Raw genomic sequence first — 15,882 nt, forward strand, 5'->3', positions numbered from 1 at the left:
GTTCCTCGCGGATGCCCCTGAGCCTCGGATCCGGGGTGCCCGACCTCTGGTCCGCGACCCCGGAGGGGATGACGATAACGGTTTGGGATCGCCGATCGAACCATCCTCGGCCAGTCGTGGGAAGGAGGTGAACTTTCTCTAAAACGGTCACACGAATCACAATTTCCGCGGTATGCTTTCGCAATGTCTGAACTGCAAGAAGAGCCAAAGCAGGATCGCACCGGGGTCGAGTTGTTCGCGGGCGCGGGTGGCCTGGCGATGGCGGTCCATGGGGCGGGCTTCCGGCCATTGCTGTTCAACGAGGTCGCCCCGCGGGCCTGTCAGACGCTGGAAGCGAACGGGGCCAAGCTCCGAGGTGACGAGGAGCGCATCCCTGAGCCCGGGGAGCCGTGGCCGCTGGTCGCGGGGGACGTCCAGGACCTGGATATGAGCTATCTGCGCGGTCGGGTTGACGTGCTCGCCGGCGGCCCGCCGTGCCAGCCGTTCAGCCTGGGCGGGATCGCCAAGGGGGACGAGGATAAGCGGAACATGTTCCCGCAGATGTTCAAGGCGATGCGCCAGATTCGCCCAAAGGCCGTTATCTGCGAGAACGTCGTCGGACTGCTAAGGCCATCGTTCAAGCCCTACCTCGACTACATCTTGCGCGAGATGGAGATGCCGTTCGAGCTGCGCGATTCTGAGGTCACCTGGCAGGAGCACGACCAGAATCTCATCGACGCCGGGCGCAAGGCCGCCAGTGATCCGTCGGAGCGCTACAGGGTGGTGATGACACGCGTGAACGCCGCTGATTACGGGGTTCCCCAGATCAGGCACCGCATCATCATCGTTGCCTTCCGGGAGGATCTTGGGGTCGACATCGACCAGTTCAAGAAGGATGTGCTTCCCCAGTACTCGGAGGAGGCGTTGTACCGGTCCATGCTCGACGGCTCCTACTGGGAGCGTCACGATGTTGACCCGCGTGTGCGCGCCCGGGCTATGGCCAGGATCCCCAAGGACGTTCCACTCGATTCGGATGGATCGAAGAAGCCTTGGCGTACCTTCCGAGACGCCATCGCCGGCATTGATGAGAACGAGGGCAAGCCCCTGCCGAAGATCCCCTGGAACAGGCTGGACCGTCGCGAGTATCGCGCGGGGGGGTTCACCGACCACATCGGCTGGCCTGACGCTCGGATCTACAAGGGTCACACGCCCAATGAGCTGGACCGTCCGGCCAAAACTGTGAAGGCCGGCGTGCATGGTGTCCCTGGCGGTGAGTCGGTAATGCTGACCGACGATCTGGAAACCCCAGGAGGTACCACTTATAAGCACAGGTACATGACCGTGCGTGAGACCGCTCGCGTCATGACATTCCCTGATGACTGGAAGCTCGAAGGCCCTCGTGGGGAGAAGATGCGGCAACTGGGCAACGCGGTCCCGGTGAAGCTCGGTGCGGTATTCGCCGATGGGGTAGCGAAGGCCCTCGATACGGCGCAGGGGCCAAGACCGTGAGCGATGCGTCCAAACCGCATCAGAACCGGTGGAATGACAAGATGCCCCCAGACCGTGCCTGGAAGGGACGGGCGGGACGGACTCGAAAAGCTCTATCCGCTGAGCAGGACAAAGCGGCGGGCGGTCACCATCGGCGTCTCGTTGACCTGGGTAACGGCCGCGTGGCTCACGCCTCGGTGTCGTTGAGGATCCTGCCCAACACTCGGCGTATCCGCGCGGTACTACGTTGGGGCGATGGACGGAAGTCCCCGGAGCGTTACCTTGGCGAGGTCGAACATGACACTCGTGCGGCCAACCTTGCTGAGGGCTGGCGCCTCGCCTGGGATAAGGGCCTCTTGAGGGAGGAGGCCTTGCCCGACAACTCGACAGCCTCGACTCCTGCGGTCCGCGCCTCCATGAGGGGCAACCGTGGTAAGGACACGAAGCCTGAGAGGGCCCTCCGCTCGCTTCTCTTCAAGGAAGGGCTCCGCTACCGGGTCCACGCACAGCCGGTCCAGGGCCTCCGGCGGAGCGTTGATGTGCTGTTCCCGAAGGCGCGAGTAGCGGTCTTCGTCGACGGCTGCTTCTGGCACGTCTGTCCGGAGCATCACCGACCAGCGACCAAGAACACGGATTTCTGGAGGGAGAAGTTCGCCGATAACCAGCGGCGGGACGCTGAGACCACCCGGATCCTGGAGGAGGCGGGCTGGACGGTCATCAGGGCCTGGGAACACGAGGCGCCGGAGGACATGGCCCGGCGGGTTATCTCAGCGGTCCGCGATGTGACTGGCGAGGCGTAGTCACAGTTCCTCGCCGAGCAGTAGGTCATCGATGGCGTCGTTCAACCTGCGCAGAACGATACGGCCATCACCATCGCTGTACGCGAGGACGGGACTCTCCGTATCGAGACCTGCCTCGGCGAGAATCCCCAAGGGGATCTGCACCCGGCCGCTCGCATCGATGGTGACTTGCGCGGGTTCCCGGATCATGAGGCGAGTCTCGCACGCGTGAAGCCCAGGAGGACTCCTCGGGGCGGGGCGGCATCACCAGGGGTTTCGAGATCTTTGTCCCGCAGGTGTCGGTGCCGCCCATTAGGGTTGACGGCATGCTGATGGATGCTCCAGGAGCGTGCCTGACCCGGGCCGGCGGTGGGCAGCTTGACGCTGGTGGGCGCGCTTTACGTCCCGCTTGCCAGGCATGTGTTCACGACGAAGACGGGGGCCGGCTGTGACCGAGAACCAGTACATCAATGTCACCCCACACCCGCGCATCCTGGGTGTGCTCGGCGACATCGAGTTCTCGCACTGGCAGTGCCTGGCCGAGTTGATCGACAACTCCTTCGACGAGTTCCAGGCGGCCGGCGAGACGGTGGACCGGCCCTCGGTCGCGGTCTCGCTCCCTCCGGCCAACTCGAAGCGTGCTACGGCTGAGATCACGGTTCAGGACAACGGCCGAGGCATGAGCCTTGAGGCAGTCACCAACGCCATCAGCGCGGGCTGGACGAGCAATGGCCGACACGGTTCCCTCGGCCTGTTCGGCATGGGTTTCAACATCAGCACGGCGCGACTCGGTCGGCGTACCACGGTGCGTACCAGTCGGGCGGGTGACCCGGACTGGGTCGAGGTGACCTTGGACCTAGTGCAGATCGCCAACTCCTCCAAGTACCAGGCACCGTACCGCACGGTGCCCAAAACCAATCGTGAAGAGCACGGCACTACGGTCACCATCAGCGACCTGAAGCAGGAGCAGTACGCCACGCTCTGTCGTCCGCAGACGCAGAACGTGATCCGGGAGAAGCTCGGAGACGTCTATAGCTACCTATTGTCGGAGAAAGGCTTCCTGCTCACTCTCAATGCCAAGAAGGTGAGGCCACGCCTGCCCTGTGTCTGGGATGAGAAGCGGACTGTCACCCGCCAGGGCGTGGAGATCCATGCGGTCCAGAGGATCGATCGCGAGCTGAGCCCCAAGAACGCCTGCATGGCTTGCGGGTATTGGAGCTCCGCCGACGCTGAGCGATGTGAGGAATGCGGGCAGGACCGCTTGGAGCTAAGGGAGCGCAGGATCTGGGGCTGGATCGGGATCCAGCGGTACGTCCACCGTACCGACTACGGGCTGGACTTCCTTCGCAATGGACGAAAAATCCTCCTCAAGGACAAGCGTGTCTTTTACTGGGAAGACGAGGACGGTCTCGCCGAGGCGGATCCTGAGTACCCCATCGACTCCGGAGTCGTGAAGATGGGCCGGATTGTCGGTGAGATCCACTGCGATCATGTCGCTCCGAACTATCAAAAGACCGCGTTTGAGTTCGAGACCGCCGAATGGCGGCAAGTCCTGCGCGAGGTTCGGGGAACAAGCCCCCTGCGTCCAAAGATCGCGAAGAACCTCGGGTTGCCGGAGAACCGCAGCCCCCTTGCCTTGCTCTACGCGGGCTTCCGCCGCCAGGACCCGGGGCTCAACTACCTGATCCCTGGTGACGGACGCAACGCTCTCCACGAGACGGCCGCTAAGTGGGCCGCGCTAATGCGGAAGGGATCCGCCGAGTACCAGACCGACGAGGTGTGGTATCGCGCGGCCTACCAGCACGACAACCCGATAGCCGCGGAACCGGAACCGGGGAATGACGACATCCTCCCCGGGGTCGGCGCTGGTTTCCTCGACCCGGATGACGACACTGAGGGCGGCGCGGAGCCCGGCACGACCGCGGCGGGCCAAGAGCCGCCCGACGACGATGCCGCACAGGTGGAGACGTTGGACCAGCGGCTCCAGCGATACCGAGACCACGCCGACCCCATTGTGGATCTGACGGGCCCGTACTACCTCGAAGACCTGGGCCGCGTGGATCTGACGGCTTGGGCGGTTAGTGGCCAGCATCTGGTCACCAAAGACGGGCGGCCCGCGCCTGTGATCGTCTCAATGGTCCGAGCCCCGCAGTTGGAGGTATTCGTCGACACCGGGCACTCGCTTTTCCGTGAATATGGGACAGACATGCGCGACTTGGCGCTCATCGAGGTCGCGGAGTTCATGCGAGTACGGGCGAACAACGTGTCGATGCCTTTGAGCGAGATCGTCGCGCAGCTCAAGACCCACACCTCCAGCCCCAGGCTGACGCCGGCGGCGACGGCGGAGGAATCCGAGCGGCTCCTCGAACAGGTGCGTATGGCCATGGTGGCGCCCGTTTCGGCGAACCCAGCGGTGCACTGGCTGCTGCTCACGAAAGACGAACGAGCCGACGCCGAACGCCGGTTCGCGGTCGAGGCCGGTGGAGCGTCCCCCTGGAACGACGCGATCTCCAATGGCGAGTTCATCCGCTACGTTCCGGCCAGCGCCGTCATCCGCATCATCCAGGACTCCCCGGAGACCTTCCTCGATGGGTGCGTCTTCAAGCGCGGGTACATCGCTCTAAGCGATCCCGGGGCACGAGAGCTCGTCGTGGAGCGACTGCTTAACCCGCTGGGGGACCTCGCGCTGCTGGAACAGCACCGCCCACGCCTCGACGTCGAGGAGTTGGCCCGGATCAGGATCAGCTGCCGCCTCATCGCGCGCGACCTCGCTGACAATACGTAGGGAGAGCGGAATGCAATTCCTCGACGCCGCTTCCCTGCTGGACTCCGGCCCACTGCAGTTTCCGCGTCGTATCGAGCGCCTGCTGTGGCATTTGGGCTTTTCCGATGTGTCCAACATCGACGGCTCCGGCGACGAGGGCGGTGACATTCTCGCCCTCCGCAAGGGCGAGACTTGGGTAGTCCAGTGCAAGTGGAAGCGACGCGGAGCCGTAGGAGCCGACGCGGTGGACGAGGTCGCTCGCGCCCGGGATCACTATCGCGCTCACAAGGCGGTCGTCGTCACTAACACTCGCTTCAGCCCTGACGCTCGGCAGCGCGTGGCGAATCTGGCACGCCTAGGGCCTGGAATCCTCTTGTGGGGCGGAACAGACCTAACGACCAGCTTCGACCGGGTACCGCGCCGCTTCGGACGAGTGACGCCTCGGCCTTATCAGGCTGAGGCACTCCAGGCGCTGACCGCCGATCTCGATGCCTCTGGTCGTGCACTGCTCGTGCTGGCCACGGGCCTGGGTAAAACGGTCGTCGGAGGCGAGGTGATCGCGGCGCACCTGCGACGCGCTCCGCAGGACCAGGTCCTGGTTGTCGCACACGCCAAAGACCTCGTACAGCAACTAGAGCGGGCGCTCTGGCGGCACCTACCCAAAGACGTTCCAACACGGCTCCTCACGGGCGACACCCGTCCTGATGACCTCTCTGGGCTTACCTGCGCGACGGTCGGCTCGGCGCTGTCCGCCGCGCGATTCGGGTACCGCCCTGAGCTCGTCATGATCGACGAAGCTCACCATGTAGGTGAGGAAGGCCAGTACGACGAGCTGTTGGAACTCCTCAGCTCGGCACGCCACTTGGGCGTTACCGCGACCCCATGGCGCGGTGATAAGCACGACATCACCCATCAGCTCGGCGCCCCCAGCTTCAGCCTGGGGATCGAGGAGGGGATGAGGCGCGGTTACCTCGCCCAGGTCGACTATCGCCTGTTCGTCGACGACATCGACTGGGACATCGTCCGCGAGGCCAGTGACCACTCATACGGATTGGCCGAACTCAACGCGAAGCTCTTCCTACCGCAGCGAGACGAGGCCATCCGTGACGAGCTTGCCACCGCTTGGGCCGCCACGGCCAATCCCCGAGCCATCGTCTTCTGCCGCACTATCGAACACGCGGAGCGGCTCGCTGACATGCTGCGGCGCACCCCCCTTTGGTCAGGTGCCCTCGCTATCCACGCGGGACTCGCCAAGAGGGAACGGCAGAACCGTCTGCTTGCTTTCCGCGCCGGCGAGGTGCCCATCCTGACGGCGGTCGACATCCTCAACGAGGGCGTCGATGTGCCGGACGTGAATATCCTCTGCTTCGCACGAGTCACGCACTCCCGCCGAATCTTCGTTCAGCAGCTTGGGCGAGGGCTCCGCCTGCGCGACGGAAAGGAGCGAGTCACGGTGTTGGACTTCGTCAGCGACCTCCGCCGCATCGCCGCTGCGCTCAAGCTCAAGCGTGCGCTTGACGGGGATGGTGAGATCGAGACCCTCAGGAAGATCACCCCGTCGAACATCGACTTCAGCGACCAGAAGGTGGCCACGCTCATGGATGAGTGGATCAAGGACGCGGCCAGTCTTGAGACCGCGTACGACGAGCACCGACTCCAGTTCCCCGCCACCCGCGCCCCCCAGGAGTAATCACCGTGGCCTTGCAGCAATTGCCTGCGCCCATTCGCGAACGCCTCCTCATTGAGATCTACCAACAGGCCAACGACCTGGACTGGGAGTTCTTGAGCAACACCGAGAAGACGAACCAGTACCGGAGATGGATCGAGGATCCCAAGGTCGGTGGAGTCCTGCTCTCCTACGGGCCGGAGAAGGACGCCAGGGTCTGGATCAAGGATGTCCCGATGAAGGAGTACGCCCGAGCGCAGGAGGGGATCGGAAGTTATGTCCGCTATGCGGTAAATAGATTCCAAGGGCCGGAGGAAATTGTTCGCGCGGCATGTGGCAGTGGCTGGGTGATGAAGCCCGATTCGGTTGGAGAGAAGCCGAACCACTGCTACGCCATCGCTGGCGACGCCACTCGGTACGTTTGCTGGGGCCGCGCTGGAACCTTTCGTGACCTCGTCTGGGCCGCGCTGAACGAGGCCATCGACTCGGTGGAGCGGCCCGCGATCGTCATCACGACCCGCAACGGTGAGACCGTCTCCACGGCTGAGCGCACGCGACAGAAACGAGTCGCTGAGCGTTGCGGCGCGGACTTGCGGTACCTACACCGCGAGATGATCCCGAACCCTGACTACCTTGGAGCGGCGGGTGGTGGCCATGGCCCATCGCAGCCCACCCTCATCGACTAGCCTCGGGCGACTCTCCATAAAAGGCCGCCCGAGGCTCTGACGCGGTCAGCGGTTTGCTCGGGGCCAGGTCGTGGCCGCGCTAGGGGCGGGAGATCGCAAGCAGGACGGACTGCTGGTGAGGCGATGGACCCAAGTTGGTGGCAGGCATAGCGACTTCCTGCTGCCCGAGGGGCTCGTCGCCCTATCCCGCCACCACTACGTTCACCAAGCGATGAAGGCCCACGGCTCACGGAGCCCAGAACGCCTGCCATGTGATTTCGTCCGGTGCCCCGCCGGGATCCGTGCCATTTGCAGAGGGCAGGGTGCCGAACAGGAGGTTGCGGTCTAGAACCGTATTGAACCGCTCGCAGGAGATTTCACTGGTGTGCAAGCAAGCCGCGCATGCGCCTCCGAAGGAGCGGCGGCACGGCGGGTCGAAGACGCACCGCGGGTCGGCGGCGAGCTCGGACAACGCGTCGGCGAGGTCGTAGCGATATACGTGCTCGATGCCGCCCAACGTGAAGTCGCTGCGAGTGTTGGCGTAGACAAGGAACGCCAGTGCTGAGGGGAAGAGGTACTCGGCGAGCGAGTCGATATTGAGTCCGCACCGGGCCGCGATGGCCTTCATGAACCGATGAGACATCGAGTGGACCAAGCCGAGGACGCTGCGGGTGATCCTCTGCTCCGGGGCGTTGAACACATCGACGACGGGTTCTCGGACTCGCAGCAGCCACTTGTACGCGTTCGATTCGTCCGTGACCTCAGGGTCGGGAACGACGCCGGAGTCGACCAGCCAGCGGATTACGTCCAGAGGCTTGATGCGGACGAGCAAACCCTCCGTCTCGGTCCGCTTGCCGTACATGGGGTACTTGCTGTTGGACGCTGGGAAGAACTTGAACCACGTGCCCTTGTCGCCGGCGCGTGTCTGCTGGACGGCGTGGGCCGAGATCCGTGTGTAGCCAGCGACCACGTTTGCGATTGGAAGTTCGCGCAGCAAGGTAACGTCGGCCAGTTTGTAGCGGTCGAACAACTCGCGGTACTCGCCATACGTAGCGATCAGGTCGGTCGACGGGGGGTTCCGCAGCAGGCCATCGACGTCGAGCGACGGCGCCGCTGCGGCGCGGGTGAGGGAGAACGCCTCGTCGCCGATGACGTCCAGAGTCTCTGGGGGAAGCCCGAGAGCCTCGACCTCCTCCTGCCAACCCCCTACGGACACGGCGGCCTGACGCGCTTTGTCCATCATCGACTCGTACAAAGGATCGCCGGGGTGGATCCCGAGCGCCTCACAGGTGGCCTTGACTTGCGCCAGTTTGTCGTCACCACTGCCTCCGCTGGTCGCGGCGCGAAGCGCGTCGAGGCCCGGGGCAACCGCTCCAATGAGCTGTCCGACGGCGGCGGCGCCGATCGTGTCGCCCTTCATGCCGGTGTACTCGGAGCGTGTGGGTGGATTGATCACGGTCAAGGACTGCGGATAGTGAAGAGAGGTTTGTGGCACGCGCAGCACAGACGTGGGACTGGTCTTGCAGTCGGGGCAGTAGACAACACGTCGCTCCGCGCGCGTGCCGCACTTGCCGCATTGCCACACCCATTGGCGTGTGTCCAGCACGCGCCAGTTCCGCAGGAGCATCGGCCCGGAGCAATTGTTAGCGCATCTGGGAGCCCGGATCTCGCGAAGCAGGCCGCAGTTATGCGCTTCGGCGAACTGGAACTGAGGCTTGGGGCCGTGTCCGAGGGGGCAAGTGGGCGTCTGACTGGTGGGATTGACGGTGCTTAGGTGGCCGCACTCGCGGCAGATGAATGTGTTGGGGAATCGTGATGCCTGCAGATCATGGGCCTCGACGATGCTGTATTGCCCACGCTCGATGATGTCGAGTTCCGGACCGGAGTTCGGAATTCCGGAATGCTGTTGGGCGAAGGGCCGGATCAGTCGCTTCAGCTGGGGCGCGAGCCATGCTTCCGGGACATCGAGTGGTGAGGCGTGTCGGGGCGGCTCGCCGATGACGGACACCTGGTTGTCCCAGTTGTACGGCTGGCCTGGCATGTGGTTCCACAGCGCCTGGGTGGCGGTGCGGTTCAACGTGTCGTAGGTCATGGAGCGCTCCTCACACGTTTCCGTGAATGGTGATCGGTGCCTCGATGTCGCGCAGCGAACGCGGGACCGACGGGTCCAGGAGGTCGGCCGTCCTCGTGTTGGACTCGCCGGACACAGACACGACGGACATCATCGCGTCGACGTACCGAGCGACCTCGGCGCGGTGCATGTCGTGGTAGGGGTTAGCTGGGTTCAGGCCGAGGCCGGCTGACAGATCCTCGATCAGGCGAGTCCGATCGAGGAATGCTGTGTCGAGGGCCTTGCGGAACTGGTCGGACTTGCTGAGGGCGTAACGGCCTTTGCCCGACTTGGTCCATGCGACCTCGTAGACCTGGAGGGTCCAGGCCATGAGAGCCCCAGATAGCACCCTGCGCAGTACGGGCAGCGACTCGCGGTTGACCGGCACCTTGTGCACGAGTCGATCGAGATAGGTGATCCACGCCGTGTAGTAACGGAAGACAGACGCGTCGCGGTCCCGTGACGGATTGAACACATGCACGATCAAGCCGGGGTGTGTTCGACCGACCCGGGCCGTGGCCTGGATGACTTCCGCCGCTTGAGTGGGCGTGCCCATGAGAACCATGACGCCGAGACGCGGCGAGTCGAAGCCGTGGCCGATCGCCCTGGTGGCGGCGATGAGCCGGATGCGGCGGCTGGGGTCCTCTGGTGGAGCACCGAGCCGACGGACCGCCTCGCGGACAGCGGCGGGCTCGGCGCTGCCGGAGATGATCGCGAGGTTGTCGCTGGTCTCGACCAGGGACCTGACGCGATCGTCGCGTGTGTACGAGGAGAGGTCCTCGTTGCGTAGGCAGTACCCGAGCAGGACCGCGTAGTCATCGCGTAGTGCCTTCTCCACTACCGAGAGGGCGTGTGGATCGGCGTGGTTGAGTCCGGCGTCGGCGGCCGCTGAGGCGGGGTTCGCGATGGATCGCTCAAGCCATGCGGCGTACATACGGGTCACTTCAGCGGCTGCGGTGACCATGGTGATGCCGCGAGGCCGCACTCCGACGTAGCGGCGCAAGGGATCCTCGGGGTCGGTATAGGAGAAGAACGTCTCGCCGGCGTCGGGGCCGGGGGCGGGGAAGCGGCGGGCTGAACGCTGGTAGAGATGGAGCACCTGGTTCTCGTAGCCCTCAAGGGTGGCGGTCGCGGCCACGATGTGGAGGGGCCGGTTGCCGAGCCTGGCGCCGATCCGCTGCAGGAGCGTTTCGTACATGCCGTCGAGGGCACCAAGACTCTCCTCCAGGAGGTGCAGCTCGTCGGCGATCTCGCAGCGCAGGGTCCCGAACCCGGGTGGGATCGGCACCCGCGGGGCCTTGCAGCCGAAGACGGCGCAGTAGGTCGGGTCCGGTGTGTATCCGTGGCGGGGGCATCGGGACTGTGCCTGGCCGAAGATGATCTGGAATGCCTTGTTCTGGGCGATCTGAGCGAGCCGGTCGACAGTGCCGACTAGTACGGACGGGGCGTTTCGGTAGACGTCATCGTCGACGACCCAGATTGGCAGTACTCCGGAGAGCGGACACACGGGGTTCTGGCAAATGTGCCGCATGGTCCAACTGGTCTCGTCGAACTGAACGAGGACCTTGCGGCCGCTGCCGGACGGATCGCAAGCGGGGCAATGTTCCAGGACACGGCAGCGTTCGGCGAGTTTCGGCGAGTGCGGGTCGACGCCGTTCGAGTACGGACTGTTGGCCGCATAGATACGGTTGGGCGTGTTGGTGCTACCGACGAAGAAGCCGACACCGAACGGATCTCCGGCGCTGATCCGCGGATCGTTTCGGCGCAGGACCTCGGCCGCGAACACGGCTTCGGCGAAGCGAGCCGTCTGCTGCGTGGACAGCAGTCGCAGAGGGAAGCGCGCCCAGACGTTCACGCCGGCCGTTTCTCCCGTGAGGCGGGCGTGGAACAGGTGAATGAGCATGACACCGAGGTAGGCCTCGGACTTACCGCCACCAGTCTGCACGGTCTCGATCTGAACGCTGGGATCGGCCTCTGGGTCCGCGACGGCTGGCAGGCAGCCGACCATCCAGGCGATCTGGAATAGGCGCCACGAGTCATAGCCCTTGCTTGCGCCCACCATCTTCATGGCTCGGTTGGCGAGGACGAAGGCTTCACGCAGCACCTCGTCGCGCTCGATGGTGCGGACGCCGGCGCGGATCCACTCAACCTCGTCCCGGGCGGTGTCGGCATCCCTCTTGGCCTCCGCGATGGCTTCGCCGCTCCAGCCTCTAGCTGTCGCGCGCGCAGTCAGGGCGGCATCCGACCAGTGCTCGGCCACCCACGCCGCATGGGCGTCGACGATCGCGGTGACCGCCCCGACAGGGTCGGCGATCACAGCGTCGAACCTGGCGTCGATGGTCTTGTCCCCGTCAGAGGTTGCCCGGGGGTGGGGGCGCTGGGTCAGGGCAGTCGCCCCATAACCGGTTTCGAACGTCGTCACGCCGGTTGAGGGGTCGGTTCCCGCGACCACCGGGGCGGCCTGCCCGAAAGCGGGTACGGTGCGGTCGTAGCGGTGGGAGTTCGCCACCTGTTCCAGGGTGTATGGGGCCAGGGCTGCGTCGGTGCGCGCCGTGACTCTGGCTTCGTAGAGCCGGGTGTCCAGGTGTTTCCGGTCAAAGGGGATCGTACGAGCCTGGTCGGCGAACTGGGCATCCTCGGGCGGCGTGGTGTTCACGAGAGTGATCAGGACGTCGCGTCCCGCCTCGGTCGCCAAGACGTCGACGTCGAGCGCGGCGGCGAATTGGGGGAGGACGGCGTCGGCCGCCGCGATCAAGTTGTTGGCGCAGTACGACGCCCACGCCGGGTCGTCGGCCATGTCGGCGTCGCGTGGCAGGGATCCGGCTGGTGATGCCGTGCGACGGGGACGAAAGGGCTCGCTACCTGCGGCTGGCCGCACAGCGGCTTGAATCGCGTCGGCGATGGCCTGGGCGCCGAAACGCGTCGACCCGCGTGCCCCGTCGTGGACCTCCACGCGCACGCTGACCGGTCCGACGGGTACCTTCATCCAGACTGCGGCCAGTTGGCGGCCGGGTGTCTTCCCGCCCACCTGGGCGGCGGCCTTAGCGGCTGCGGAGGGGTCGATGTCGTCCGTGACCGCGTGTGTGAACGCGTGCTGTTCGGCCTGTGAGGCGTGCAACGCGATGTACACCGCGAAGCTGACCTCGACGTCGATCTCGGCGGGAGCCGGCCCGGCGAGCCGGAATGAGAATCCTTGCGCCGCCGGGACCAGGCGATCTCCGCTGAGGCCCCTGACCCGATCGACAGTCAACTGCGCTTCGCTGGACAGCTGTCCGAGCCAGATCGCGCGCCTCTGCGCGTCGGTGAGGCGAACTCGGGCGGGCAGTTGCCCGCCAGCTGCCTCGGTGAGGATGTGCCGTTCGAGCGAGGCGAGCAGCGCGTCGCGGACTTTCGCCTCGAAGTTCACGGCGGTGCCGTCTGCGGGTGCCGCCGGTGTGGTGGCCATCGTTTTTCGCTCCGTCCCAAGTGATGCGAAGGACATGCAAGGCGCCTCGTGCGCGGACTTCGTAGACCGCACGGAGGCTTGGGGTGGGGTCAGGCCACATACGCCGAGCCCTATTCGCTCAGATGAGCGCGCGATCTCCCGTCACTAGTTGAGGGGCCGTCAGCCCCGGGAGTGCGGATTGCTCTATGAGGACGCCGATCGCGCTGGCTGGCACGCGCGCAAGCTTGGCCTGGACGGCCGTGACCCGGTGCAAGGTCACGGCCTCGAGGAGGTCGGCGACGTGGATCCCGAGAGTTGGGTCGATCAGGGTGTCGGTGTCGTCCATGCGCGCGCCGGTGATCTGTCCGGACAGCCAGCGCCCGACCGTCCGGTGGATGGTGCGGTTCGTGCACAGCGCCTTGCCCACCAGGTCCGCGCGGCGGACCAACTCGGCGTCGCGGACCGCCTCCGCGAAGCGTCTGACGTCAGCCGGGTCCTCCGGGCCCTCGGAGTTCCCTCGGACCCAGGTCCCGATGGTCTGCTCGCTGGTGATCGTCGTCGGATCGGCGCCGCGTCGCATCGCCGCGAGTATCTCTCGATAGGTCCAACGGCTGGAGGAGACGCGTGCGACCCGCTCATGCCAGAACGCGATCAGTGCGGCGAGCGGCATGTACGTGGGCAGTTCCGCCAGTACGTCGATGATCGAGTCGAACAGATTCCTGCGCGCGGCGGCGTCGACGAGCGCGACGACATCACCAGCCTGAAGGGACTTGGCCGCGACCTGACGCGTGTTCCTCTGCCGCTTGCGATAGACCACGTCGTTGGGGTCCATCAGCATCGCGCGGCCGTCGGCGAACTCCACGGTGATCGCGTCCACTCGGGCCGTGGAGCCACCCTCACCGCCACGTGCCGGGGGCGGGGTCTCCATCGCGTCGGAACCGACCACCCCAGTCCTGGCCAGGACCTTCAAGACGTCGAGACCAAATGGCTCCCACGGTGAGCCGTTCACGTCCCGCGCCACATCCGCGGCCTTGACTACCGTGGTGTCCGAGCGGACGACGATGTCTGGATCGGAAGGACGGACGACGATCGGGCGGGTCCCGAGCCGGACGGCGCTCTCCGTTGCGGTCTTAGCGCGCAACTCGGCCAGTGCCAGGAACGTGGTCCTCGCCTGCCGAGCCGCCCGTTCGGCCTCCCAATCCCCAGCGGCTGTGACCAGTAGCTTCGTCGCTGCGGGAGCGGCCAGCAAACTGGCATAAGCTCGCGGCAGCGGCCCCGTGATCAGCATCGACGAAACCGGCAGACCGGAGACCCGTCCGCAGGCGAGGTCACGGACGGAAACCACTCGGATTCGCTCCGCCCAACCATGCGGAACCAGAGGCGACTCATCCAAGTCGGCGGTCAGTGCCGTCACCGCAGACTGGTTGCGCGTTACGATCATCCCGGTCGCGCGCCGCCCGGCCTCCTCACGGACCCAGTCCTGTACGAGAGCGAACTTCGGCCGTTCCCCGGCTGCCTCGTAGATGTCAGTGAACCCGTCGGCGACCACTGCCCAGGCGTCCCGGGTCGGCCCCGCGCTCTGGCGGGATACGGCCCGCGCGTGGCTGGTGGCGTCTCCCAGCAAGACCGAGAACGGTCCTCGTTGGACACGCGCGTCGTAGGAGGCGGGAGTGGTGACTGACAGGCTGAACGTGGACAGCACTCCCCAAGCCCAGCGAACCGCATGCGCCATCGCGAGGTTCTCCGACCCGCCGGTCACGGCGGCGAGCCGTCCCAGAGCCTTCCAAGTGTCACTCAACGTCTGATCCAGCGATGTCGCGGCCTCTGGCGCTTGCACGACACACGTGGCCATAGCGGTGGCGTGAAGCAACTCCGAGGAGGCCGCGAACTCGCCTGTCGCCTCACTCAGATTGAAGGGTGCCGCCAGTTCCCTGAACGATGGTGGGTCGAACGCCCACACGACACCGCCTGCCTCACGGATGGCGTCCAGATTCGAGTCGAACGGCGTGTCCGTGATGTAGACCAGGTCGCGGTACCGGCGCAGACGCGGCTCGAGATCACCCACATCAGCGGCCGTCCCGTCGATTACCAATGCCCCACGGCCGATCACCCGGTCTATGTCCGATGTGAGAATCAGCCGACCGGCCCGGTTACGAACGGGACCGCCGATGACCTCGACCTCGCTGTCGGCTGTAAGGCGCGCTCGGGGGATGAAATCGGCCAGCCGCTGACCCTCGATGTACAGCTGGTCATATGCGGCACGCTGCGATAGCCGCTTGGAGACCACCGTCGCGGTCACACCAAGACTGCCGGTTCGAACGATCTGTGCCACCAGGCTGGCGGCGCCGAGCGCGATCGGGGTATCGGCGGCTGGAAGCGGAATGACCAAGGCCAGCGGCACTTCCCGCGCACTGGCCGCGTCGACGGCCTCCAGCAATTCCACATCGAATCGGGTGGCCCCGAACTTGCGGACGCCCACGCCGGAGACCCGACGTCGCAGTTTGCCGCGCCGGACCACATCTGAAAGGCCACTTGAGCCCGTCGTGGTCATCTGTCACTCAGCCTTCCCCCGTCACAGAATCTTCACTTATTACCATAGAGGTCCGGACTGACATGAGCTTGGCGCTCCTATGGATCAGGGCTTTGGCGTAGCCGCGTGACGCCGGGTTGTGACCAGCCGAGGCCGAGGAGTGCGGGGGGCTGCAGGGGTTCGGGTGCTGTGGCGAACGCGGACCGCGAGATGGATGCCGTGGTCCAGCTATCTGTATCGGATGCGCTCCCTTGGGTGGCGATGCCGAGCCCCGAGCATTGTCCGACTTTGACAACGCGGCCGCAGGCGGGCGGTTGGGGTCGCTGTCCGGGACTGGAGCGTCACCGGCGGCGACCAGGGGAGCGCGAGGGGAGCGCGGACGCCTTTGGACGGTGCAGCACGGGGTACGAACAGCGGGACCGCGACGTGTGCTCTGATCTGCGAAAACGGGATCTGATACGACCGCGCAGCACGGCC

9 protein-coding genes are annotated in these 15,882 nt (G+C 65.4%); 5 read left to right on the forward strand and 4 right to left on the reverse strand.

The genetic code is table 11. The features are described from left to right. The first annotated feature begins 183 nt into the window (after window positions 1-183). Both ACFUO4_RS42170 and ACFUO4_RS42175 read left to right on the forward strand, forming a co-directional pair. Complete coding sequence (locus ACFUO4_RS42170; protein WP_383495634.1) at window positions 184-1,488, forward strand: DNA cytosine methyltransferase; 1,305 nt, start codon at window positions 184-186, stop codon at window positions 1,486-1,488. Window positions 1,489-1,838: 350 nt separating this feature from the next. After that, window positions 1,839-2,267, forward strand: a complete 429-nt coding sequence (locus tag ACFUO4_RS42175) for a very short patch repair endonuclease (protein ID WP_383495637.1) — start codon at window positions 1,839-1,841, stop codon at window positions 2,265-2,267. Here the strand turns inward: ACFUO4_RS42175 and ACFUO4_RS42180 are convergent, their stop codons facing one another. Further along, window positions 2,268-2,456: a hypothetical protein gene (locus ACFUO4_RS42180; protein WP_383495640.1), complete on the reverse strand. Its 189-nt coding sequence runs from the start codon at window positions 2,454-2,456 to the stop codon at window positions 2,268-2,270. Between the two features lie 238 nt (window positions 2,457-2,694). Between ACFUO4_RS42180 and ACFUO4_RS42185 the strand changes: the two genes are divergently transcribed. The 3 genes from ACFUO4_RS42185 to ACFUO4_RS42195 are packed head-to-tail and all read left to right on the forward strand — an operon-like array spanning window position 2,695 to window position 7,362. Further along, window positions 2,695-5,031, forward strand: coding sequence for an ATP-binding protein (locus ACFUO4_RS42185; RefSeq protein WP_383495643.1), 2,337 nt, complete (start codon window positions 2,695-2,697; stop codon window positions 5,029-5,031). A 10-nt stretch (window positions 5,032-5,041) separates the two neighbouring features. Next, entirely contained in the window at window positions 5,042-6,700 is a 1,659-nt protein-coding gene (locus ACFUO4_RS42190; RefSeq protein WP_383495646.1) for a DEAD/DEAH box helicase family protein, read from the forward strand. Window positions 6,701-6,705: 5 nt separating this feature from the next. Further along, window positions 6,706-7,362 carry a hypothetical protein gene (locus ACFUO4_RS42195; protein ID WP_383495650.1) on the forward strand — a complete coding sequence of 219 codons (657 nt, stop codon included), beginning with the start codon at window positions 6,706-6,708 and terminating at the stop codon, window positions 7,360-7,362. Window positions 7,363-7,588: 226 nt separating this feature from the next. Here the strand turns inward: ACFUO4_RS42195 and ACFUO4_RS42200 are convergent, their stop codons facing one another. The 3 genes from ACFUO4_RS42200 to ACFUO4_RS42210 form a co-directional block, all read right to left on the reverse strand. Next, complete coding sequence (locus tag ACFUO4_RS42200; RefSeq protein WP_383495653.1) at window positions 7,589-9,433, reverse strand: hypothetical protein; 1,845 nt, start codon at window positions 9,431-9,433, stop codon at window positions 7,589-7,591. Between the two features lie 10 nt (window positions 9,434-9,443). After that, window positions 9,444-12,896, reverse strand: a complete 3,453-nt coding sequence (locus tag ACFUO4_RS42205) for a hypothetical protein (protein ID WP_383495656.1) — start codon at window positions 12,894-12,896, stop codon at window positions 9,444-9,446. A gap of 118 nt (window positions 12,897-13,014) precedes the next feature. Next, a complete protein-coding gene (locus ACFUO4_RS42210) occupies window positions 13,015-15,426 on the reverse strand; it encodes a hypothetical protein (RefSeq protein ID WP_383495659.1) in 2,412 nt (803 codons plus the stop codon). Window positions 15,427-15,882: the final 456 nt, after the last annotated feature.

Source organism: Streptomyces sp. NPDC057280 (genome assembly GCF_042668605.1).
Lineage (GTDB): Bacteria > Actinomycetota > Actinomycetes > Streptomycetales > Streptomycetaceae > Streptomyces.

Coding starts and splice junctions, on each gene's coding strand:
- ACFUO4_RS42170 (WP_383495634.1), top strand. CDS start 184: ATGTCTGAACTGCAAGAAGAGCCAAAGCAGGATCGCACCGGGGTCGAG.
- ACFUO4_RS42180 (WP_383495640.1), bottom strand. CDS start 2,456: ATGATCCGGGAACCCGCGCAAGTCACCATCGATGCGAGCGGCCGGGTG.
- ACFUO4_RS42190 (WP_383495646.1), top strand. CDS start 5,042: ATGCAATTCCTCGACGCCGCTTCCCTGCTGGACTCCGGCCCACTGCAG.
- ACFUO4_RS42200 (WP_383495653.1), bottom strand. CDS start 9,433: ATGACCTACGACACGTTGAACCGCACCGCCACCCAGGCGCTGTGGAAC.
- ACFUO4_RS42205 (WP_383495656.1), bottom strand. CDS start 12,896: ATGGCCACCACACCGGCGGCACCCGCAGACGGCACCGCCGTGAACTTC.
- ACFUO4_RS42210 (WP_383495659.1), bottom strand. CDS start 15,426: ATGACCACGACGGGCTCAAGTGGCCTTTCAGATGTGGTCCGGCGCGGC.